This is a genomic window from Stenotrophomonas sp. YJH_SMC_19 (assembly GCF_059367915.1).
Window position 1 is genome coordinate 16577 of the sequence record NZ_JCAFRI010000020.1, and the last position, 21909, is coordinate 38485.

General features: G+C 60.9%; 19 protein-coding genes. 3 read left to right on the forward strand and 16 right to left on the reverse strand.

Annotated features, from left to right (window positions below; genetic code table 11):
• Nucleotides 1-63: 63 nt before the first annotated feature.
• Together AC5P5R_RS17500 and AC5P5R_RS17505 are read left to right on the forward strand one after the other, a co-directional pair.
• A complete protein-coding gene (locus AC5P5R_RS17500) occupies nucleotides 64-798 on the forward strand; it encodes an SDR family oxidoreductase (RefSeq protein WP_075075813.1) in 735 nt (244 codons plus the stop codon).
• Nucleotides 799-944: 146 nt separating this feature from the next.
• On the forward strand, nucleotides 945-2996 hold the full coding sequence (locus AC5P5R_RS17505; RefSeq protein ID WP_080347466.1) for a TonB-dependent receptor domain-containing protein: 2052 nt from the start codon (nucleotides 945-947) through the stop codon (nucleotides 2994-2996).
• A gap of 282 nt (nucleotides 2997-3278) precedes the next feature.
• Here the strand turns inward: AC5P5R_RS17505 and AC5P5R_RS17510 are convergent, their stop codons facing one another.
• From AC5P5R_RS17510 to AC5P5R_RS17550, 9 genes are all read right to left on the reverse strand, one after another.
• On the reverse strand, nucleotides 3279-3524 hold the full coding sequence (locus AC5P5R_RS17510; RefSeq protein WP_008267212.1) for a hypothetical protein: 246 nt from the start codon (nucleotides 3522-3524) through the stop codon (nucleotides 3279-3281).
• Nucleotides 3525-3563: 39 nt separating this feature from the next.
• Nucleotides 3564-4205 carry a hypothetical protein gene (locus AC5P5R_RS17515; RefSeq protein ID WP_032961297.1) on the reverse strand — a complete coding sequence of 214 codons (642 nt, stop codon included), beginning with the start codon at nucleotides 4203-4205 and terminating at the stop codon, nucleotides 3564-3566.
• A gap of 16 nt (nucleotides 4206-4221) precedes the next feature.
• Nucleotides 4222-4920 (reverse strand): HupE/UreJ family protein, encoded by a 699-nt coding sequence (locus AC5P5R_RS17520; protein ID WP_008264906.1) that lies wholly within the window; start codon nucleotides 4918-4920, stop codon nucleotides 4222-4224.
• 29 nt (nucleotides 4921-4949) lie between these two features.
• Nucleotides 4950-8087 carry an efflux RND transporter permease subunit gene (locus tag AC5P5R_RS17525; RefSeq protein ID WP_032961302.1) on the reverse strand — a complete coding sequence of 1046 codons (3138 nt, stop codon included), beginning with the start codon at nucleotides 8085-8087 and terminating at the stop codon, nucleotides 4950-4952.
• A gap of 9 nt (nucleotides 8088-8096) precedes the next feature.
• The gene (locus AC5P5R_RS17530) at nucleotides 8097-9329 is read right to left on the reverse strand and encodes an efflux RND transporter periplasmic adaptor subunit (RefSeq protein WP_040006894.1); all 1233 of its coding nucleotides are present in this window, start codon (nucleotides 9327-9329) and stop codon (nucleotides 8097-8099) included.
• Nucleotides 9326-10576: a TolC family protein gene (locus AC5P5R_RS17535; RefSeq protein WP_075075812.1), complete on the reverse strand. Its 1251-nt coding sequence runs from the start codon at nucleotides 10574-10576 to the stop codon at nucleotides 9326-9328. The genes AC5P5R_RS17530 and AC5P5R_RS17535 overlap by 4 nt, the downstream gene beginning before the upstream one ends.
• A gap of 88 nt (nucleotides 10577-10664) precedes the next feature.
• Complete coding sequence (locus AC5P5R_RS17540; RefSeq protein ID WP_075075811.1) at nucleotides 10665-11030, reverse strand: hypothetical protein; 366 nt, start codon at nucleotides 11028-11030, stop codon at nucleotides 10665-10667.
• A 129-nt stretch (nucleotides 11031-11159) separates the two neighbouring features.
• Complete coding sequence (locus AC5P5R_RS17545; protein WP_008264806.1) at nucleotides 11160-11810, reverse strand: hypothetical protein; 651 nt, start codon at nucleotides 11808-11810, stop codon at nucleotides 11160-11162.
• 19 nt (nucleotides 11811-11829) lie between these two features.
• Nucleotides 11830-12480: a HupE/UreJ family protein gene (locus AC5P5R_RS17550; RefSeq protein WP_223224807.1), complete on the reverse strand. Its 651-nt coding sequence runs from the start codon at nucleotides 12478-12480 to the stop codon at nucleotides 11830-11832.
• A gap of 379 nt (nucleotides 12481-12859) precedes the next feature.
• Here AC5P5R_RS17550 and AC5P5R_RS17555 point away from each other — a divergent pair, with 379 nt between their 5' ends.
• On the forward strand, nucleotides 12860-13183 hold the full coding sequence (locus tag AC5P5R_RS17555; protein ID WP_008264507.1) for a hypothetical protein: 324 nt from the start codon (nucleotides 12860-12862) through the stop codon (nucleotides 13181-13183).
• 111 nt (nucleotides 13184-13294) lie between these two features.
• Here the strand turns inward: AC5P5R_RS17555 and AC5P5R_RS17560 are convergent, their stop codons facing one another.
• The 7 genes from AC5P5R_RS17560 to AC5P5R_RS17590 all read right to left on the reverse strand — a co-directional run bounded on the left by AC5P5R_RS17560 (nucleotide 13295) and on the right by AC5P5R_RS17590 (nucleotide 21764).
• On the reverse strand, nucleotides 13295-14629 hold the full coding sequence (locus AC5P5R_RS17560; protein WP_008267238.1) for an MFS transporter: 1335 nt from the start codon (nucleotides 14627-14629) through the stop codon (nucleotides 13295-13297).
• A gap of 97 nt (nucleotides 14630-14726) precedes the next feature.
• Entirely contained in the window at nucleotides 14727-17972 is a 3246-nt protein-coding gene (locus AC5P5R_RS17565; protein ID WP_008266162.1) for a CusA/CzcA family heavy metal efflux RND transporter, read from the reverse strand.
• Nucleotides 17972-19141 carry an efflux RND transporter periplasmic adaptor subunit gene (locus AC5P5R_RS17570; protein ID WP_032961315.1) on the reverse strand — a complete coding sequence of 390 codons (1170 nt, stop codon included), beginning with the start codon at nucleotides 19139-19141 and terminating at the stop codon, nucleotides 17972-17974. Before AC5P5R_RS17570 ends, AC5P5R_RS17565 begins: the two co-directional genes overlap by 1 nt.
• Entirely contained in the window at nucleotides 19142-20365 is a 1224-nt protein-coding gene (locus tag AC5P5R_RS17575) for a TolC family protein (RefSeq protein ID WP_008266451.1), read from the reverse strand.
• Between the two features lie 87 nt (nucleotides 20366-20452).
• Nucleotides 20453-21016: an RNA polymerase sigma factor gene (locus AC5P5R_RS17580; protein WP_049400889.1), complete on the reverse strand. Its 564-nt coding sequence runs from the start codon at nucleotides 21014-21016 to the stop codon at nucleotides 20453-20455.
• Between the two features lie 14 nt (nucleotides 21017-21030).
• Complete coding sequence (locus AC5P5R_RS17585; RefSeq protein WP_087786541.1) at nucleotides 21031-21459, reverse strand: periplasmic heavy metal sensor; 429 nt, start codon at nucleotides 21457-21459, stop codon at nucleotides 21031-21033.
• Between the two features lie 17 nt (nucleotides 21460-21476).
• Entirely contained in the window at nucleotides 21477-21764 is a 288-nt protein-coding gene (locus AC5P5R_RS17590; protein ID WP_133308083.1) for a CnrY/NccY family anti-sigma factor, read from the reverse strand.
• Between the last annotated feature and the right edge of the window lie 145 nt (nucleotides 21765-21909).

Below are 21909 nucleotides of genomic sequence, written 5' to 3' on the forward strand. Positions count from 1 at the left end.
ACGACCCCAACTCCTTTCATGACTCAACTACACCTGGTCGCCAACGAACGTAGGAGATAGACCTTGACAGAAGCAAGTTACAGCCTTAGAAACCGCTGCGTTGCCATTACTGGCGCCGGTTCGGGGATCGGACTGGCAACGGCGGAGATGATCTTACGCAGTGGTGGAAGCGTTCTTGGAGGATCCAGGCGTTTAGGTGACTTCAAGCGGCTACAGGATGAGTTCGGCGCTGATCGCGCCTACTGGATGCGTCTGGATGTGCGCGATCCGGATAGCGTGGGTGCCTTCGCATCTTGCGGCATTGATCACTTTGGAAGCGTACATTCGGTAGTGGCCAACGCCGGGGTTGGCTACTACGGCGGAGTCGCTGACGCAAGCGATGATCAAGTCATCGAAATGTGTGAAATCAACTATCTCGGAACGGTCCTCACGGTACGTGCTTTCCTCCCTCATCTTCGTAGCGTTGGTGGCGGGGATATTTTGATCGTATCGAGCGTCGCAGCTCATCGCAGTGGGGCGGACGAAGCCGTCTACGCAGGTACCAAGGCCGCCCAGCTCATTTTTGCGGGCGGCTTGGACCGAGAAGTAAGGAAAGATGGGATTCGCGTGAGTGCCATCTGCCCCGCAGGTACTCATACATCTTTTGCCGTGGGTCACGGTCGCACGGCCGACGATCCCCGTTTGAGCGAATTCATGGCCGCGCAGGATGTAGCCTCGCAGATTGTCTATTGCTTGCAGCAACCGCGGACCTTGCGGACCGGCGTATGGACGACTTGGAGCATGAGCCAGTCCAGCTGAGGTGCTGCCCAGACAGCATCGGTCGGCCACAGTTTGATACCTGACCTCAAGACGCAAGCCAGCCCTCGACCCGATATGGGCGTTTTCCGGAATCAAGCGAGGCAGCCATTCCCCAGCAATAATGCCCGTTACCGGATTACCCCGAGATGTCGCACACATACCTGAAGTCACGACTTGCTCTTCCCACGCTGACAGTTGCTATTGGTCTGGCCCTTTCTTCGCATGCCAGCGCTGAAGCTTTGACGCATGCCTCCTCCGTCAAGCAGTTGGACACCTTGGTCGTTACCGCCACCGGTGCCCAGCAGTGGATCAGGGATGCGCCAGCCAGCATTAGCGTTATCAGCCGCGAGGAGATCGAGCGTAAGCCGGTCACCAGCATCGGCCAGCTGCTGAGTACCGTCCCTGGAGTGACCGGTGGCTATGCACTGTCCGGAGCGCAGTCGAAGATCCGCCTGCGTGGACTGCCCGAGCAGTACACGCTGATCCTGATCGACGGCCGCCGCCAGGGCAACTCCTCCGGCGTGAACTACCGCGACGACCTGGGTCCGCAGGATCTGAACTGGCTGTCGCCGGACATGATCGAACGAATAGAAGTGGTGCGCGGCCCGATGTCGTCGCTATACGGTTCGGATGCGATGGGCGGCGTGATCAACATCATTACCCGCAAGATTTCCGACCACTGGGGCGGCTCGGTCACCTTGAACCACAGCGTGCCCGATTCATCCACCCGCGGTGATACCACGCAGATGGGTGCCCTTTTCAGCGGCCCACTGACCGACAACCTGGGGATCCGCATCGGGGCCAACGTGACCGACCGCAAGTCCGATCGCCTTGAGGGCCAGACTCCGGGCAGCAAGGCGGAGAATGCCAACCTGCAGTTCCACTGGCGCCTCAACGATGACCACGCACTGACCATAGAAGGGTCGCGCGGCGTGCAGCGCAACACCGGCAGCGGTGATGTATATGCCTGGGGTCTGTCCAAGCTGGTACAGACCGGTTACGTGCTGGGCCATGATGGCCGTTACGGCGACTCCACCACCTCCAAGACCACCCTTGTGCGGAACGACTACCAAGACAAGGGCAGTGCGGTGGGCAACCATTCGAAGGAAACGGTGTTCGATACTGCCTTCACCACCGCTTTCCATTGGGGCTTCGAGCACAGCCTGAACGTGGGTGGTCAGTGGAAGCGCGAGCAGCTGGAAAACAGCGACACCATCGGTACCGTACCTGTGACTTGGACCGGCAGCAGCCGCATCAGCCCGACCAGTGAAGCGGACTCATGGGCCTTGTTCGCCGAAGACCACATCACCCTGCACGAGCGCTTCGTGCTGACTCTGGGCGTGCGCTGGGACAACACCGACAACTACGACGACAACGTGAGCCCGCGCATCTACGGCGTGTGGCACCCGGCAGACGCATGGACAGTACGCGGCGGTGTCTCCAAAGGGTTCCGCGCGCCCAATCTTAAGCAGGGCACCGCTGGTGCGGCCACCCAGTCTCTGGGACGCGGCTGCGGCAGCCTGACCCCGGAAGGCTGGAACAGCCGGCTGATCAACGCCGACGGCACGACCGGCTGCTACATGGCCGGTAACCCGAACCTGAAACCGGAAACCAGCACCAACTATGAGCTTGGCGTGGGCTTCGACCAGAACGGCTGGTCCGCATCGGCCACCTACTTCCTGACCAACTTCGACGACAAGATCGAACAGGTGCCGCTGCGCGAGATCCCAGGCCAGAACACTAGCTTCGTAAACGGCTTCTGGTGGACGGTGGCGCAGAACATCCAGAAGGCTCGCACGCGAGGCGTGGAAGCCAGTGTGACCGTGCCGCTGCACGAGCGACTGAGCTGGACCACCAACGCCACACGCATGTTGGAATCGAAGAACCGCACCACCGGCGCCAGCCTGCTAGTGGTGCCGAAGATCACCGCCAACACTTCGCTGAACTGGAGCGTGTCCGATGCATGGTCGCTTAACCTCAGCGCGCAACACATCGGGAAGCAGCTTGTGTCTTCGTCCAGACCTACCTTCGCCAAGGCATACACCACGGTGGATCTGGTCACCGCTCTCGATGTGAACGAAAACCTGACCTTGCGCGTCGGCGTACTGAACTTGGGTGATGTTTCCACGCTTGAAGAAGGCAATAATTACGACGGCGGCGCACGCACGCTCTTTGTGGGCGCGACCGCGCGCTTCTAAGGCGGGTTGATCAGGTCAGGAGATTGCGTTCGGTTCAGCACGTTCGATCACGTCGATGATTGCAAATGAACTTTGCCGCACTCGGGTTTGGAGAATGTAAGCCCGAGTGCGGCTCTAATCGCAATCCTCCGGTCAAACGCTAGCATTCGAGAGCGAGCCTGTTGGAAGAATGAGGGTCTAACCGAGGTCTATTTGTAGGACGACGCTGGCACTATTCGCTTGGCTCAAGGGTAAAGACGAATGGTCCGACTTCACCCAAGCCGGACCATTCGCCGCAATCAATTACTTCTTCTTCGCAGCCGACTGCGCCTGAGCGTCGCACCTGTCCTTCAGCGCCTTGGTCTGAGGATCGGCAAGATCCACCTTGAACTTCGTCCGGTCAGCCAGCTGTTCACACGTAGCAGGCTTTGCCTTAGGCGCCTCCTTCACTTCCGACTCGGCATGAAGCGCCGGATCATGTGCGAAGGCCGATGCGGACGCTGCAATGGAAGCGAAAAGGACGCTGATGAGGGCAAAACGATTCTTCATGTTGCTTCTCCTAGGTTGATTTCGGCGTTATGCCGGGTGTCACGGCTGGTAGAGGTCGGCTTGGTAGCCGGTAATTTGCACCTCGATGATCACGGGGGTGCTGCCGCGGTTCTGCCAGTACCACCCATGGGTACCTTCAAAGGGAGCAATGAACGTTCCCTCGGCCTGACGCTGGGCGCCTTCAACGGCGTAGCTGGTCCAGGGGCCCTTCACGTCGGGACGCTCGCCGTGCATGTCCACGGCAACATCAGACGTGGCCTTCCAGCTGAAAACCATCCCAGCGCCCTGAGCCATATGGGCCTTCACCTCCTGGCCCTTACCAGGGGCAAGCTCGATCGTCAGTGAGTCCTGCCGTAAAGGAGTGCTGGCGAGAGAGACAGCGGCGGGTTCGAAGGCCTGCTTGCCATTGCTCCCGAAGGCAACCTTGGCCTTCTCGAACAGCGCCGAGACGGCTTCGGCGCTGCCAGCAGATGCCGGAACTGGGGGAGCTACGGCCTCTACCTGGTCAGTGGAGGCTAGGGCGTCCAGACCCAGAACCTTACCTACGCCCGTAGGGTCGATTCCGTACTCCGCGGGAAGCACGGTGGTGAGCAGAATCACCCCTGCAACGGCAGCGGCCAGGGCGGTGGATTTCAGCAGCTTGCGAGTGCTGGGCAGCTGATTGGAAAGCGTGATGGACATGAGTACCTCTGTAGATTCAGGAAACGAAGTAGCCGGTGAGCTGCATGCCAACAAGCACGAAGCCGGCGCACATAAGGGCGGTGTTGATGCTGTACGCCTGTCGATGGAATGACGGCAAGCGGCGCCAGAAGCCCATCACGATCAAGATGCCTGCGAGCGCGAGCAGCTGTCCGATCTCGACCCCCACGTTGAAGGCGAGCATGTTTGGGACAAGCCCGTCAGGTGAGAGCGAGAAATCCTGCAGCTTTGTCGCTAGACCAAAGCCATGGAAGAAGCCAAAGATCAGCACGGCGGCTTTGGTGTTGGGCTGTACCCCAAACCAGCGCTTGAACGCGCCCATGTTGTCCAGCGCCTTGTAGACAACCGACAGGCCAATGATTGCGTCGACCAGGTACGCATTCACATGCAATCCGCCCAGGACACCTAGCAGCAAGGTGGTGCTGTGGCCGATCGCGAACAACGTCACGTAGATGCTGACATCACGCATCCGGTACAGGAAGAAGATCACCCCGAACAGAAACAGGAGGTGGTCGTATCCAGTCACCATGTGCTTGGCGCCGAGGTACGTGAACGCGATGAGCTGCAGGCCGGTACTGTCTTCCAGGAAGGCCTGGTCGCCTTCACTGACGCCATGCGCCCAAGCAACGCAAGGCAGAAGGATGGCTGCAAGCAGGTAGAGCCACGCTTGGGTTCGTTTGGAAATGGTCAACTGCATGTTCCTGGGAGGGGTTGAGATGGACGGGTTCACGCTGCGTCCTCCTTCCGCTCATCCCCTTCGCGGTGGATGAGGCGATAGAGCGCCGGCAACACCAGCAAGGTCAGCAGCGTGGAGGAGATGATTCCGCCGATAACGACCGTCGCCAGCGGGCGCTGAACTTCCGCGCCAGCCCCAACGTTTAGGGCCATTGGCAGGAAGCCCAGGCTGGCAACCAGGGCCGTCATCAGCACGGGGCGCAGCCGGGTCAGTGCACCTTCGGTTACCGCTTGGTGCAGGGGAGTGCCCTGTTCCCTAAGGCTCTTGATGAAGCTGATCATGACCAGGCCGTTGAGCACGGCGACGCCCGACAGCGCGATGAACCCCACGCCTGCAGAAATGGACAGGGGTATGTCACGCATCCACAGAGCCACCACGCCACCGGTCAACGCAAGTGGAACGCCGCTGAACACGATGGCAGCATCCTTGCCCGAGCCGAACGCCATGAAGAGCAAGCCGAAGATCATCACCAGGACGACCGGCACGACCACGGACAGCCGCTTGCTGGCAGAGATGAGCTGCTCGAAGGTACCGCCATACTCAATCCAGTAGCCTTCCGGCAACTGCACCTCCTGACCAACCTTCTCTCGCAGCTCCTCTACGAACGAACCAAGGTCGCGACCACGTACGTTGCTGGTGATGACGACGCGACGCTTGCCGTTCTCGCGACTGACCTGGTTTGGGCCTGGCGCAACTTCAACTTTAGCCAACTGCCCCAGCGGAACGAACGCTCTCTGTTCGCCGGAACTGGCCCCGACGGCGACGGCTACCGGTAGCGATGCGAGCGTCCGGGTGTCCTGACGCAGGTTCTCGGGCAGACGAACGACGATGTCGAAGCGACGATCACCCTCAAAGACCTGACCGACCGCCTCACCGCCCAGCGCAACAGAGATGGTCTTCTGGACCTCGTCGATCGAAACGCCATAGCGGGCCAAAGCACCCAGGTCAGGCGTGATGGTCATAAGAGGCAGACCACTGATCTGCTCTAACTTCACGTCTGCGGCGCCTGGGATGGAACCTGCGGCGTCCTCGATCTGGCTGCCGATCTGCGCCAGCTGATCCAGGTCGTCACCGTACAACTTCACCGCCACCTCGGCGCGTACACCGGCAATCAGCTCGTTCATGCGCATCTGCACGGGCTGGGTGAACTCGTAGTTGTTGCCGGGAATTGCTCGGACAGCCTTCTCCAGCTCAGCAATGAGCTGCGCCTTTGGCTTGCGGGGATCAGGCCATTGGTCGCGATCCTTGAGCATGATGAAGGTGTCTGCGACCGACGGTGGCATGGGGTCGGTCGCTACCTCTGCTGTGCCGATCTTTGCGACAACCTCATCCACCTCGGGGAACTTCTTGATGGTCGCTTCAAGCTGGCGCTGCATGCCGATGGCTTGCGTCAGACTAGTGCCGGGAATGCGCAGCGCGTGAAGCGCAATATCACCTTCGTCCAGATTCGGAATGAACTCAGTGCCCATGCGACTGGCCAGAAGACCCGCCAGTACGGTGAGGACGGCTGCACCACCCACAACCAGTTTGCGAGCACTGACTGCCCGCTCCAGCATCGGGCCATACAGCTTGGTTACGCCCCGCATAGCCTTGGTTTCCTTCTCCGAGACCTTGCCCGTGACAAACTGAGCAACCGCAGCGGGAACGAACGTGAGGGACAATGCCATCGCACCAGTCAGCGCGATAACGACGGTCAGGGCCATCGGGTGGAACATCTTTCCTTCCACGCCGGAGAGCGCAAAGATCGGGATGTAGACGGCGGCAATGATGAACAAGCCGAACAAGCTGGGCTTGATCACCTCGGCACTGGCGCTGGCGGCCAAAGCAAAGCGCTCATCCCGGGTCAACAGACGCCCCAGGGCGTGCTGACGCTCGCCGAAGCGGCGCAGACAGTTCTCAACAATGATGACCGCGCCGTCGACGATCAGACCGAAGTCCAGCGCACCCAAGCTCATCAGATTTGCTGAGACACGGTTCTGGACCATGCCGGAGATGGTCAGCAGCATGGTCAAAGGAATGACCGCGGCCGTGATCAGTGCGGCGCGAAGATTTCCGAGCAGAAGGAACAGCACCGCAATGACCAGCAGGGCACCTTCCAGTAGGTTCTTCTTGACGGTTTCAATGGTGCGGTCGACCAGCTCCGTACGGTCATAGACCGCATGCGCGCGGACACCTTCTGGAAGCGTCTCGTCGATCTCCTTCAGCTTGGCAGCGGTTCGCTGAGCGACTTCGCGGCTGTTCTCACCAATGAGCATGAATGCAGTACCAAGTACCACTTCCTTGCCATCTTTGGTCGCTGCACCCGTTCGCAGTTCGGTGCCCTCGTGAACGTCTGCGAGGTCACCGACGCGAAGCGGCAGCCCCTCGCGATTGGCGACCACGATCTTGCGCAGGCCGTCCATGTCCGCCACTTGGCCAGGAACGCGCACAAGGTACTGTTCACCACTCTTTTCAATGTAGCCGGCACCCACGTTCGCATTGCTGCGCGCCACGGCCTCCATCACATCCTGCATGGTCAGCTCGTACGCCTGAAGCTTGCGCGGGTCAGGCGTGATGTGGAACTGCCGCACATAGCCACCGACGGTGTTGACCTCTGTAACACCTTTCAGATGTCGCATCTGGGGGCGTACCACCCAATCCTGGAGGGTACGAAGCGCCATCGGCGTCCAGGTCTCTTCAGCACCCTTCTCGGCTTCCACGGTGTACATGAAGATCTCACCGAGACCGGTGGCGACCGGGCCCAGCGTTGGCTTCAGCCCAGTTGGGAGCTGGGATGCGGCTTGCTGCAAGCGCTCGGCCACCTGCTGCCGCGCGAAGTAGATGTCGGTACCGTCTTCGAATACAACGGTGACCTGGGAGAGACCATAACGCGAGATGGACCGCGTGTACTCCAGCTTGGCTAAGCCGGCCAAGGCTGTCTCGACGGGGAACGTTACCCGCTGCTCTGCCTCCAGTGGAGAGTAGCCCGGTGCTTCGGTGTTGATCTGGACCTGGACATTGGTGATGTCAGGGACGGCGTCGATTGGCAGCTTGCTGTAGTTCCAGATGCCCAAGCCTGACAGCGCCAGGACCAGAAGCAGCACAAGCCATCTATGCGCGATGGACGCGCGAATGATTCGCTCTAGCATGATGGATCCTTAGTGGTCGTGGCTGGCGCCAGACTTCTCGATGTCTGCACGGATCAGATAGCTCTGCTCGGCGACGTACCGCGTTCCGGGCTTCAGTCCGCCAAGAACCTCTGCCCACTCGCCATCACGCTTTCCAAGCTCAAGCATGCGCACCTCATAGGTATCGCCCACCTGCGCAAATACGACGGTAAAGTCGCGAAATCGCTGGAGCCCTGACTCTTTGACGGCCAGTGGAACAGGTGTCTCGGCAATGATGACCTCGGCCGAGACAGCCATTCCTGGACGCCACTTGCCGTCACCATTGGGGATACTCACGCGCGCAACCACGCTTTGGCCGCTGCTTGCCAGCGGAAGCAGGCTTTGGAGCCTACCTTCAGTCTCCAAGGCACCCGTGGCGGAACGGATCCGCACTGCTTGACCTGGAGCGAGACGCTCGGCGTCAGTGCCCAGAGCTCGTAGATCGACCCAGACCTCTGACAGATCGGCAACGTCGAACAGTGTGTTGTCGGCGGCCACATCACCAACACTGGTGTTGCGCGCAAGAACGATGCCGCTGAAGGGAGCAATCACCGCGTAGGTGCGCATGCTGTCATTGCCTTCAACCGTCGCCAGCGTCTGCCCTGCGGAAACGCGTTGGCCCATCTCGACCGACACGCTGCGGACAATACCTGGGAATCGTGCTTTGACGGCGGCCTGGCGGCCAGTGTTGACCGCGATGTTCCCCATCAGCGTGACCGTATCGCGGATAGTGCCAGCGGTAGCCTCTTCCACCACCACACCCGCATCCTTGGCAGCGCTTGGCTCGATGGTGGTACGGCCCTCATAGGACTGATAGGACCAGGTGTGTGTCTTTCCTCCTACCACTGCGTCTGCCTTCACGTCGAAAGAATGAGGTTCCACGACCTCGCCGTTCCCCACGAGATAGTCGTTTTCGGCGGTGAAAGTGAAATCATTGACCTCACCGTCGAGGCGCTTCAACTGCATTGTTGCCTTCACCTCATTCGGTGAGATCGGCTTGTCATTTCGATAGGCGTAGAGGCGGAACTGAGGAGGCGTGTTGGTTTCATAGACGGTGACTTCAAGTGCGAAATCACCATCGCGGAGCATGCGACCGCGGTTGGGGCCGCGCTCGTAGTCGCCGGCCGCGGCGGTGGACTCTGCGGCTTCTTTCTCAACCGGCTTTTCACCGCCACAGGCGGCCAGTGCCAGCGGAAGCAACATAAGAAGGGCGTAACGATTCATGGGCGGATATCCTGGGCGGAGGCGGTGAGGCGATCTGCCTCGACCAGCAATCGGAGATAGAGTGCGGCGGACTCGACTTCGCGCTCACGAAGGTCGAACAGCGTCTTCTGCGCCTGGCTCAATGCGAGATAGGAGAATCGACCCTCCTCGAAGCCACGACGGCTCTGATTCATCGCCTGCTCCGCCTTGGGGAGCTGCCGCTCACGAACGGAGGTGACCTCCAACTGCGCTTGGCGCAGCTGTTGATAGACTCCGAACAGCTCCTGGTTGAGCTCCAACATTTGTGCTTCACGGCGTGACTTGAGCGCACTCAGTTCGTAGTCGACTTCGGATACCGAGTAGGCTGATCGACGCCGGGTTCCCAAGGGAACCGAGATCGACATGACCAAGCCACTGTCCTTCGTTGCTTCAAGACGGCGAAGTCCAAATCCAACACTCACGTCAGGCTTCGCGCTGGAAACGGCGACATCGCGGCGCGCGGCAAGAATTCTGGACTGGGCATCGAAGGCACGTTGCTGTGGCGCGTTCTGAAGGCGTTCGGACAGCGTCTGGTAGTCATCCAGCGGGGGGAGGATGTTTGTATCGCCGGCGACGGTGTCGAAGTCAGCGGTGAAAGAGCCCCAGGAAGACGCAAGCGCCATGCGCGATGCCTCCAACCGCTGGACTGCTTGATCACGCTTGAGCTCTGCATCGGCCAGGGCGATTTCAGCGGCCCTCAGGTCTGAGTCCGGGTTCCGTGCCGCAGAGACCCAGCGGGCCACCTCTCGCTGGAGCGCGCGGGCCATACGAATCCGCTCTTCCGCATGCTCGACATGCTCCTGCGCCGCAAGCACGTCGATGAATCGACCAGCGGTGCGTGTGGCGATGGCCACCCGGGTCACATCAGCCTCTCGCTGGGCTGCATCGACCTCCGCGCCGCCAAGCGCTTGGCGGGCCGCCCGCTTGCCACCCAGTTCCAGAATCTTGGATACCCGGAACGTTGCCTCGGCAGCGTCCATACCTCGCACGCTGCCACTACCGGCCACGTTCTCCAGTTCTCCGCCGAGCACCAACGGGGCTGCTAAGCCCTCTCGCGCCGCACGGTTCTTTGTCGCCTCTATTTGTGCGGCATCTGCCTGCACGCTTGGGTGAGTGCCAAGGGCGCGGGCAACCGCATCCTCCAGGCGCAGCACTTCGGCGGCGTGGCCAGGAAGGGCCACACCGCAGGCGCCGGCAACAGCCAGCGCCCACACACTACGGAATTTCACGGAAGCCTCCGGAAAGAAAGTCAGAACGACGCGCCGCGTCCCGCTACACGGGAGGCGCGCTCAGGCTGCTAGAGCGCAGCTAGGGTCGTCAGACGATCGGAGGTCGGAAGGGTGACGCCGGGTGCCCTGCAGGCACCCTCAGAAGTCGCAGAGCATGGACTTCACCGGCCAGCGGTAGTGAAGCCAGGTAGACGTGGGGCGTGAACAAGCTTCCAGCGAAACTCGCGTCTGCCTGATGCAGTACCGCATGAGCGCCAGTGGCGTGATCCGGGTCCAGATTGTCGCCCGCACCGCCGGCATGTGAATGGCCATGATCCACCGCTGCTGCGATGTCATGTTCCAATCCGTGCAGTTCGCTGAGCTGGATCACCATCGGCCGCGCAACGACACTCAACAGCATCAGCGCAAAGAAGCTGATCCTGAGGGCAAGGCCGTGGCGGGCGGAAAGACGCATATGGGTTAGCTTAAGCGGGGCTGGCTGGGGTTGTCGAGGGGCCGAAACTGGGCGCAGCCCATCGGAAATACCCCACATAGGGCGGTGGCCGGGCCTTAAGCGCACCCGGCCACCGCTCACCGCTGCGGTTTACATCTTCTTGATCAACTCGTACTCCCCTCCGGTGCGGAGCAGAAGCGTTACGGGCTCCTCGCCCCTGTTGCGCCAGAACCATCCGTGGTTGCCATCGAAGGCAGCCAGGAGCACCCCCTGCTTGGTGGCTTCCCCTCGACCCTTCTCATAGCTGATCGCTCGACCGCCGCCGTCTCCGTGGGTGTCGAAGTTCACGACGCCGCCTTCAACAGACCACTGGTAGCTGGCGCGCTCGCCCGCCTTCATGACGAGCTTGATCTCGGTGCCCTGGCCCGGCGTCAGGACAACCTGTTCTTCGTCCCGCCATTCGGCAGCGGTGGCCGCATTACTCGCGGCAGGCTTCTGAGCAACTTCAACGGTCTTACGGTTCTGCGTGGACACCTGCGTCAGCAGGGCGGCTGCCTCGTCTTCGGCGGCCTTTGCGTCCATCGCAGCGTCAGCTGCCGCTTCCTCGGCAAGCTGTTCCTTGATCTCCCCCATTTCCTTCAGACCAAGTACCCGACCAACACCAGTGGGATCGATTCCGTACTCAGATGGCATCACCACTCCAACCAGGAGGATGATGGCGATGCCGGCGGCAATTGCGGTGGTGCGTCCCAGCTGGCGGCTGGTGGGAAGGTCGCCTTCGGCGGGCTTACTGTTGTACATGATGTAGTTCTCTTGAAAGTCAGGAAACGAAGTAGCCAGTGAGCTGCATGCCGATCAGAATGAATCCGGCGCAGAGCATGGCGGCATTGGCGGTGTAGGCGTGCTTGAAGAAGCTGGGCGTGCGGCGCCAGTAGCCCATTGCGATCAGAATCGCGCCAAGCGAGAGGATCTGGCCGATCTCCACGCCGACGTTGAACGCAAGCAGGTTGGGCAACAGACCATCGGGTGAGATGTCGTACTCGATGATCTTGGTTGACAGACCAAAGCCGTGGAACAGGCCGAAGATCAACGTCGCAACCTTTGTGTTTGGCTGGAAGCCGAACCAACGCTGGTAGGCGCCCAGATTGTCCAAGGCCTTGTAGACCACAGACAGACCAATGATTGCGTCGATCAGGTAGCTGTTGATGCCCACGTTGAACAGCACACCCAGCAGCATCGTTGTGGAGTGCCCGATCGCGAACAGCGTCACATACAGCGCGACATGCTTCATCCGGTACAGGAAGAACACCACGCCCAGGAGGAACAGGATGTGGTCATAGCCGGTGGCCATGTGTTTCGCGCCCAGATAGGCGAATGCGATCAGATTTACTCCAGATATTTCCTGGATGTAGCCCTTGTCGCCTTCGGCGATCGCGTGAGCCAACGCCCCGTCAGCTGTGAGTAGCAGCATGAACAGGGAAAGCAGTGCGAGTAGAGTTCGCGGCCAGTGCGACAGTAGTGGGGGTTGGAGAAGGACGCGCGAGAGCGTCCCGGATTCAGAACTGGGGATCATGATGAGGATCTACGAATGCGGTCAGCGGACCTCCGCCAAAGCTATCCGCTACGACACTGGGAACCGGCGCAACGTGCTACGAGTGCGCAGAAGGCGCGCACGGCACGTCACACGGATCACTGCGCGTAAGCGGGGTCCGGGCGGGGAACGAATGAATAATTTCTTGCAGCGACGAACGTCCAGTAAGGATTGACTGGACGGGCGCTGCCAAGCCTCTGCTCAGTGCGAGCACGAGGCCTGGGTCTCAGGCGATAGGAGGCCTGAACAGGGATGAGCGATGATGCTGAAGCTCTGCCGCTGGCTGGTGCCAGGGATGGATATCGCTCAGATCAACTCGAGCGGGTCCAGCAAGGCTGGCCAAGATGCCTACAGAAGCCGTCAGATCGGCCTGGTGCAACAGGCTGTGCAATCCAACCGCGTGTTCAAGATCACGGTCTGCGGCATCACTCACCCCAACATGGGGGTGACCATGTTCCACCGCAGCCTGCACGATGTGCTGCAAGCCGTGCAGCTCACCCAGATGATTCAGGACGGGTCGCACGAGCAGACTCGCCACCAGCATCATGAAGATGCAGCTGCGCAACAGCACGCTGGTTGGTAGACGAAGGGATCGCACGGGCAAAGACTAGAGGCTTGTTCTGGCAAAGTCGATATGACAACGTCGGGCGCGAGCGGTGAAAATGCCCTCTCGCGCCCCTTGTTCAAGTTTCCGTCATCCAGGCCAACGAGGGTGCACGTCGTCGATGACATACCGATGTGAATGCTTGCCGTTGGAAGAGGCGTGTTCCGCCCAGTGGGGATGGTCCGCAGCCAGATCGTCGTGACCGTGGGAAATCTCGTCCGGGTCATGGGCGGGCCAGATTCTCCAGGCGAACACGAATCCGGCGATGCCGACTACTGCCAGTGCCATGATCGCCACTGGCATTCCAAACTTCGCACCCACGGTTCCCGCCAGAGGGTAGGCAATCAGCCAACACACGTGGGAGAGAGAGAACTGCGCTGCGAACAGGAATGGCAGATCGGTGGATTCCGCTGATCGTCGCAGCAATCTGCCGCCAGGAGTCACCAGCCCCGCATAGCTCATCCCCAACAATGCCCAGCCGGCGAGCACGATGGGCCAACCTATGGAGGAGGGCGAGAGCAGCCAGGTAAGACTGAGGGTCACAAGTACAATGCACATTGCAAGGGCTGCGGAGAGCATCACACGCCTGTCAGCCACCCGATCGAGAACCTTGGGGAGGACAAGCGCCGTCAGCATCGAACCGCCACCGAAAGCTGCCAGCGCCCATGCCACCTGTGACTCTGCTCCGCCGAGAACGTTGCGCACCACGACGACAGTGTTCACGAACACCATGGCGCCGCCGGCGGCCGCACACAGATTAAGGGCAAGCAACCCTTTCAGCCTGGGCGTCTTCAGGTAGATCCGCATTCCTCGAATCGCGCGGGCGTAGGGACCGTCCTTTCTCAGGGAAGGAGCAACGAAGGGGAATGCAGTTGAGAACACCAGCATGGCGGATATCACGAAGCCTACGGACGTACCAGCGAACAGGCCGTGGAAGCTGATCAGCGTCAGCAGAGCAGCGGCCAACGCGGGACTCAGCAGGCTCTCCAGGTCATAGGCCAGGCGCGACAGGGACAGTGCTCGGGTGTAGTCGCGTTCCTCCTTCAGGATTTCCGGGATCGTCGACTGGAACAGAGGGGTGAAGCACGCCGAGGCCGACTGCAGCAAGGCAATGAGCAGGTACACCTGCCAGATCTGGTTGACGAACGGCAGACAAAGCGCCGCGCCCGCCCGCACCAGGTCGAGGGCAATAAGCACCGGTTTGCGTAGATTTGCCGGGACGATCGCTCCGGACAGAGGGGCCAACAGCACGTAGACAATCATCTTGATTGCCAGAGCCGTACCTAGCACAGCGCCCGCCTCAGCCCCCGCCAGGTCATAGGCCAAAAGAGAGAGCGCCACGGTAGCCAAGCCCGTGCCGATCAGCGCGATAACCTGCGCAGCGAACAGGTTCCTGAATGTTGGAAAGCGTAGGACCTCGATCATGGCTCACCTCTAGATGGAACAGTGGAAAGCGCCGCTGCCCTGCGGATCGTAATCCGATCCGTAGGGCAGGACGTGAAGCCGTGGAAGGGGCTTGTGCTCAATCGACTTCGGGTACCGGCAGGGGGTCTTCAATGCCCGCGGCCTTCCTGCGTGCAGTTCTTCGGAGTACCAGCCCGCACAGCGCAGGCAGCACGAACAGCGTCAGTACGGTTGCCGTGGCAAGACCCCCGATAACCACTGTAGCCAGTGGCTTCTGCACTTCGGCGCCCGTACCCGTTGCAATCGCCATCGGGACGAAGCCCAGGGAGGCAACCAGCGCGGTCATAAGAACCGGTCTGACGCGCTCCATTGCACCCAGTTCGACCGCCTCATCTGGCGGAAGCCCCTCGTGCAGGCGTTTCTTGATCGCGGAGATCAGAACCAGGCCGTTGAGCACCGCGACACCAGATACCGCGATGAAGCCCACAGCGGCTGAGATCGAGAAGGGGATTCCTCTCAACGCCAATGCGAAGAATCCACCGGCCAGAGCAAGTGGCACTGCAGTCAGTACCGTACCTGTCAGCAAACCGTTGCCAATCGCCATGTAGAGGACGGCCGCAATGAGGATGAAGCAGAGAGGCACAATGATCGCCAGTCGCTTCGTTGCTGCCTGCAGATTTTGGAACTGCCCGCCCCATTCGATCCAGGAACCGGTGGGCAACTGCACCTGCTGGCCAATAGCCGCCTTGGCGTCGTCAACGAAGCTACCCAGGTCACGCCCGACCACATTCGCTTCCACATAGATTCGACGTTTGCCATTGTCGCGGCTGACTTCGTTCAGACCCTGCGTGAAGCGGAAGCTGACCAATTCACGAAGCGGAACAGACTGACGGCCTTCCTGACTGCCTGGCGGCAGCATGACCGGAACGGCTCCCAGTACATCGAGATCGCTGCGGTCCACACGGGGCAGACGAACCACTACGTCGAAGCGCCGATCACCTTCGAAGATCTGGCCCGCCATGCGACCTGCCAGCGCAGCAGACACTGTGTCGGCCACTTCCTTGACGGTCAGTCCGTAACGGGCGATCGCGGCCCGGTCGAATGCCATGTCAAAGGTCGGGAAGCCTCCCGTTTGCGCCACACGGACATCCGATGCGCCCGGAATCTTCTTGAGGACGCTCGCAATCTTGTCAGCGCTGCCGGCAAGCGCCGTCAGGTCTTCGCCATAGATCTTGACTGCAACGTCGCTACGAACGCCGCCGATCAGCTCATTGAAGCGCATCTCGATGGGCTGGGTGGCGTCATAGTTGTTACCAACAAGAAAGGCTGTCTTCTCTCGAATCCTCTCGATCACCTGCTCTTTGGTCTTCACTCCATCCGGCCATTGGTCCTTGGGCTTGAGGATCACGTAGTTGTCGGACGCGTTGGGCGGCATGGGATCTGCGGCCAGGCTTGCGGTACCGGCCTTGGAGTACACCGTCTGTACCTCCGGCAACGTCATCAGTGCCTTCTCAAGAGGAAGGTCGATGGCGACGGACTGCTCGATCGATGTGGACGGGATGCGAACGGAGGACAGGTTGAGATTCTGCTCATCCAATGTGGGCATGAACTCCCGACCCACAAAGCCAAAGGCCACAACGCCGGCCACCAGGACGCCAAGACCACCGGCCAGGTAGGGCATGGGTTGGCGGATTGCGCTGCGAAGCATCGGCTGATAGCGGCTCTTGGTGGCAGCGACTACCCGTACTTCTTTCTCGGAAATGTGGCCCTTGAGCATGACCGCCACCATCGCCGGAACGAAAGTGAGGGAGAGCACGAATGCAGAGGCCAGCGCCAGCATCAGGGTAATTACCATCGGGGAGAACATCTTTCCCTCGACGCCCTGGAAGGTCAGGCATGGCACGAAGACCAGGAAGATGACCGCCTGCCCATACACGGTCGGGCGGACCATCTCCTTGGACGAGGCGATCGTTTCATGCAGCCGCTCCGATAGATTGAGTGGGCGCCCAAGTGCATGCTGTCGCTCTGCCAAACGGCGCAGCGCGTTCTCGACGATGATGACCGCGCCGTCGATGATCAGGCCAAAGTCGAGCGCACCCAGACTCATCAGGTTGCCAGAGATCCCGAGCTTGTTCATGCCGATCGCGGTGATCAGCAGGGACAACGGAATCACCAATGCAGCAATGACAGCAGCTCGCCAGTTTCCGAGCAATGCAAATAGGATGACCACGACTAGAAGAGCGCCTTCGGCCAGGTTCTTGGCGACGGTCTTGATCGTTGCGACAACCAGCTGGGATCGGTCCAGCGTGGGAACAATCCTCACGCCCGGCGGCATGGTCTTGCCGATCTCCTGCAGCTTGTCACCCACTGCGGCCGCCACAGTTCGGCTGTTGGCGCCAACCAGCATGAGTGCGCTGCCAACGACGGTCTCGTAGCCATTGCGGCTGGCGGCACCGCGGCGGAGCTCACCGTCAACGACCACACGTGCGACGTCTCCCACTGTTACGGGAACTCCGTTGCGATTGCCCACAACGGCACGGGCAATCTCGTCCACGGAGCGGATGCGGGCGTCTGCGCGCACCAGATAGGACTCGCCCGACCTCTGGATGTAGTCTGCTCCGACCGACAGGTTGGCATCCTGCAACGCGTCGGCTAGGTCGGTATAGGAGAACCCGTACTCTGCGAGCTTGCTCGCATTGGGCTCAACGACATACTCCTTGACGTAGCCGCCGAGGCTGTCGACGTCTGCTACGCCCGGCGTCGTGCGCAGCTGAGGCCGCACAATCCAGTCCTGGACTGTGCGCAAGTAGGCCAGACGTGCCATGTTGTCCGTCAGCCGTTCCCCCTGATCAGTCAGGAACGAACCGTCGCTTTGCCAGCCAGGCTTACCATCATTTCGCGGGGCATCTTTGCCATCTGGGTGGGTGAATTCAACGCTGTAGTGGAATACTTCGCCCAACCCGGTCGAAACCGGGCCCATCAGCGGTTCGGCACCCTCCGGCAACTGGGGCCGAGCCTGAGTCAGTCGCTCGGTGACCTGTTGGCGCATGAAGTAGAGGTCTGCGCTCTCATCGAAGATCACCGTGACCTGGCTGAAGCCGTTGCGCGAGAACGACCGGGTGTTCGCGACGCCCCGAAGTCCTGCCATCGCGGTCTCGATCGGGTAGGTAACGCGCTTCTCGACCTCCACTGGACTCAGCGTCGGGATGACGGTGTTGATCTGGACCTGCTTGTTCGTGATATCCGGAGTCACGTCGATCGGTAGCAGGTTCAGTTGCCACCCGCCGATCACCGCAATCACCAGTGTGATGAACAGAACCAGCCAGCGGTGCCGTACGGCACCCGTAAGTACTTGCTCGATCATTACTCGTCTCCGCCCGACTTTTTCATCTCGGCCTTCACCAGAAACGCATTACGGGTAGCAACCGGGGTTCCCGCAGTGACGCCAGAAAGGATCTGCGCCATACCACCGCTACGGAGGCCAATGAAGACCGGCTGTGCAGTGAACCCCTTACTGGTTCTGACGAAGAGGACGTCTTTTCCGTCGATGTTCTGGACCGCCTCTTCCGAGACAGACAGCCCCTCACCCGATCCGGAAGCGGTGACCAGCCGGACCTGCACACCGTCACCCACAACCAATCCGTTCGCCTCTGCGCTCGGGGTGATTACGACTGTGGCAGCCCTTGTCAGCCCACCTACGGCGGCAGCAACTGAACGGACCTTGCCTGAGGTGACGCTTCCGTCGGAGCGGGTAATGGACGCGCTGTCGCCGGCCTTGATCCGACCGGTGTCACCCGCACGAACGGAGGCCTGAATCTCCACGCCATTGGAACCTGTGACCCTATAGAGGGAGGCCTGCGGCTCGACGAAAGCGCCCAGAGTCACTTGCGAGCTGCTGATGGTTCCATCGATAGGGCTGATGACGTTGACGCTACCTCCTCCATCCACATTGGCGGTGCGTGCCACCAGGGCAGCGCGTTGTGCTTCTGCTTGCGCTGTGAGATAAGCGGCGCGACTCGCCTCGGCCTCTTGTCGTGCCAACACGCCCTGTGCGAGCAACGACTCATCGCGCTTGACGTTCTTTTCGGCGAGGGAGAGGCTGGCGCTGGCCACACGAAGGTCAGCCGCAATACGGGCCCCATCAGGGCTGGCTACGCGTGCCAGCACTTCGCCCTTCTTCACCTTGTCGCCCACCTGCCGGATGACATCGGTGACGTTACCGGCCGCACGTGCCACCACGACGGCCTCACCACCGGGGATTGCCACGACCGAACCCGATGCGGTGATGTTCGCCGCTACCTGAGCGGAAGTGACGGGCTCCACCGAGATCCCCGCAGCGGCAACATACTCCTTGGGAATCGCGACTTCCTGAGCCGCCTCCGCCGGCGCACTGGCGCTGGCTTCGTCTTTCGCGGGGTCGACCACCGTCTCTGAAGGGGCGGATAAGCGTGCAATGCCAAATCCTGCGCCAAGCGCCAAGGTAGCCACGCCGATCATCGTCAGGGTGTTAACAGCCGGAATACTTCTCTTCATCTACATGTCTCCAAAGGCAATCTGACCGCTGGCCACGGCGAGCGATGCGTAGGCGGCAACGCGTGCGAGTCGTGCATCCACCACGCTCAGCCTCGCGTCCGTCAGCGTGCGACGGCTAAGCAGCAGCTCAACCAGTGGGGTTCTACCGGCCTCGTATCCCAAGCGCGCCATTCGGTAGGCTTCCGTGGCTGCTTCCTCTCCCTTGGAGGCAGCGATCAGTCCTCGCTTGGCGGCGTCAACACGCGCAAGCGCAGTCGCACGGTCCGCCTGGCTCTGGAGGCGTGCGGCATCCAATCGAGCACGGGCGGCGTCGCTCCGTGCTCGAGCCGCGCTGATCCCGCCACTGTTCCGGTCAAACAATGGGATGCTCAGAGACACGCCGACGACCAATGCGTCCCCACCGGCGGCGAAGTTGCGACGGCCTGCGGTGAGGTTCAGGTCCGGTGCCCGCTTGAAGCGTTCAGTGCGCAGAACCGCATCGCTCGCGTCGACGTCTGCCTTCGCAGACAGGACAGATGCCGAATCGACGTTCGCAATTGCGGGCGCAACCCACTCGCGCACCAGGAGTGACTCGGACGTGCCTGAGTAGGGTTCCGCTCTTCCCGCCAGTACTGACAGTTGCTCGAGAGCTGCAGCCGCCTCTGCCTCTCTTGAGGCGGCAATCGCTTCTGCTGAGCTCAAGCCTGCCTGGGCTTGTGCTACGCGCAGGCTGGCCTCCTTTCCTGCGTCAACCAGCGCCTGAGCTGCCTTCAGGTCGCCTCTGGCGCGATCAACATCTTCGGCAGCAATGTCGCGCCGTATCAGCCCAGCTTCGGAAGACGCGTAGGCAACAGCCAAGGCTGCGGCGAATTCGACTTGCGCCTGGTGCTGGCGAGCTTCGGCCGCCTGCAGCCCTTTCTCTCCCGCCTGGATTCGAGCCCCACGTTGGCCAAAGATCTCGAGTGGCTGGCTGATGGTGTAGGTCGTCTGCCGCTGGCTCGCGCCATTGCTGGGGGGAGCGTTGAGATTCTCTGCGAGGGCATCAATGGTGGGGTTACGTAGCGCTCGCGCTTGGCGGGCTTCGCCCGCAGCGGCAGCTGTGTCGAACCCCTTTTCCTGAAGGAAGGGGGATTGGGCCCTGCTCTGCTCGAGCAACGCGCTGAAGTTCGGGGCGTCCGAGGCATAGGCCGCAGAGATACTGGTCAGGGCCAGCATCACCGTCAGGGCAAGCAATGATGGTTTCATGAGGATCCGGTGCAGTGGGGCCGCAATCTCGGCCGTCTTTCTGCACTACGCGGCCTGCGCGGCCTTCCCCTCGAATCCGGCGAAAATTTATTTCCCGCGGCTCAGTGCATCTGTCAGTTTGGCCCGCGCTCTCAGGACGCGACCCTCTATCGTTTTGAGACTGATACCCAGGGCGGAAGCTGCTTCAACCTGGGAAAGGCCGACGAAGGCAGTCAGAACCAGAGCTTCACGCAGGCTCGGGTCGATCGTGTTGAGAACCCTTCTTACTTCTGCGAGCTCAAGCTGAGAACCGGCAACCTGCTCTGGCCCGGCCTGCTCGGAATGCAGGGCGCGTCCTTCCTCATCATCCAAAGGCTTGGCCCGAAACAGGAAGTGGCGGACGCGTCGAAACCGTTGCGTATCACGAACCTTGTTGATTCCAATACGCATCAGCCAAGGAAGTACCGAGCGCGTCGGATCGTACTCTGACAGGCCTCGCCAAGCGGCAACGAATGTCTCCTGCACGACATCATCGACGTCGGTTTCGGGCAGACCCATGCCTCGAACCATCTGCTTGATTGCTGGCGAGTGACGGCGGACCAGGCGAGCGAAGGCCTCAGCATCACCCGCCGCAGCTTCAACTGCCCAGTTGTTGTCGTCCTCGATGGTCACAACGTTTGTGGGGCTCAGGGAGAGTCGGTGCGAAGTGCTTCAAGGAGTGCCTTGTCGTAGGCCGGCCGGTGCTCGGGTTTCAAGCCCTCGCGCATCTCGAACACATGCTCGAGCGTGATGCGCTGGAGATCGCCCGCAGCCCGCTCCACCTCACGACTTGCACGTTCCACCTGGGGGTTCCATTTGGGGTCAGCCGCGATGGCGTCCGCCAGCTGGCGGTTGGCAATCCGCAGGCGCGCTTCGATCTCACCTCGCCTTGTTGCGAACAGCTGTTCCTTGGCCTGGAGGATCTGCTTCTCCGAGTCGTCCAGAGGCACCACGGCGTGAAGGCGTTCATGGAGATCGCTGTGCCCAGGATTGAGCGAGTGCCAGATCCAGCCGATAGCCAGCGCGCACACTACGCCAATGATGGCGCCAGCGATTGTTGCCAGCGGCAGCCTCATGAGGGGTCCGATTGCCATCAGCGTTCCACCAGTAGAGCGTATGGGGACATGGAAGCTGGGGCCGCGACCCATGTCGGGCGCGAGGGTGCCTGGGTGACAAAGAAGGCGGAGCCTACTCCTCCGCAGGTAAGCACCGCCGCGAGCGCCGCGCATGCGAGTGCCCGGCGGAACTCTCGCTTACCGGCCCATTGCGAAGGGGAAGCTTCCTGGGACAGGCGTCGGACCAGGCTATCGGTGGCCCGATCATGGCCGTCTGGCCTTGTAGCTGCCGAGGCTCTGGACAGCCAATCGTCTAGATCATTCATGTGGAGATCTCCTCATCCTTCCCTACTTATACGCCTGCCGTGGGGAGATCCCCTCAAACCTCTGATTGCTGACCTCCCCGCGGGTTCTCAGATTCACCGATGAGCACCGGGGCGAAGCTGATCCGGCACTGGGAGGTTCACAGGT

Coding starts and splice junctions, on each gene's coding strand:
- AC5P5R_RS17505 (WP_080347466.1), top strand. CDS start 945: ATGTCGCACACATACCTGAAGTCACGACTTGCTCTTCCCACGCTGACA.
- AC5P5R_RS17510 (WP_008267212.1), bottom strand. CDS start 3,524: ATGAAGAATCGTTTTGCCCTCATCAGCGTCCTTTTCGCTTCCATTGCA.
- AC5P5R_RS17515 (WP_032961297.1), bottom strand. CDS start 4,205: ATGTCCATCACGCTTTCCAATCAGCTGCCCAGCACTCGCAAGCTGCTG.
- AC5P5R_RS17520 (WP_008264906.1), bottom strand. CDS start 4,920: ATGCAGTTGACCATTTCCAAACGAACCCAAGCGTGGCTCTACCTGCTT.
- AC5P5R_RS17525 (WP_032961302.1), bottom strand. CDS start 8,087: ATGCTAGAGCGAATCATTCGCGCGTCCATCGCGCATAGATGGCTTGTG.
- AC5P5R_RS17530 (WP_040006894.1), bottom strand. CDS start 9,329: ATGAATCGTTACGCCCTTCTTATGTTGCTTCCGCTGGCACTGGCCGCC.
- AC5P5R_RS17540 (WP_075075811.1), bottom strand. CDS start 11,030: ATGCGTCTTTCCGCCCGCCACGGCCTTGCCCTCAGGATCAGCTTCTTT.
- AC5P5R_RS17545 (WP_008264806.1), bottom strand. CDS start 11,810: ATGTACAACAGTAAGCCCGCCGAAGGCGACCTTCCCACCAGCCGCCAG.
- AC5P5R_RS17550 (WP_223224807.1), bottom strand. CDS start 12,480: ATGCTGCTACTCACAGCTGACGGGGCGTTGGCTCACGCGATCGCCGAA.
- AC5P5R_RS17555 (WP_008264507.1), top strand. CDS start 12,860: ATGATGCTGAAGCTCTGCCGCTGGCTGGTGCCAGGGATGGATATCGCT.
- AC5P5R_RS17560 (WP_008267238.1), bottom strand. CDS start 14,629: ATGATCGAGGTCCTACGCTTTCCAACATTCAGGAACCTGTTCGCTGCG.
- AC5P5R_RS17565 (WP_008266162.1), bottom strand. CDS start 17,972: ATGATCGAGCAAGTACTTACGGGTGCCGTACGGCACCGCTGGCTGGTT.
- AC5P5R_RS17570 (WP_032961315.1), bottom strand. CDS start 19,141: ATGAAGAGAAGTATTCCGGCTGTTAACACCCTGACGATGATCGGCGTG.
- AC5P5R_RS17575 (WP_008266451.1), bottom strand. CDS start 20,365: ATGAAACCATCATTGCTTGCCCTGACGGTGATGCTGGCCCTGACCAGT.
- AC5P5R_RS17585 (WP_087786541.1), bottom strand. CDS start 21,459: ATGAGGCTGCCGCTGGCAACAATCGCTGGCGCCATCATTGGCGTAGTG.
- AC5P5R_RS17590 (WP_133308083.1), bottom strand. CDS start 21,764: ATGAATGATCTAGACGATTGGCTGTCCAGAGCCTCGGCAGCTACAAGG.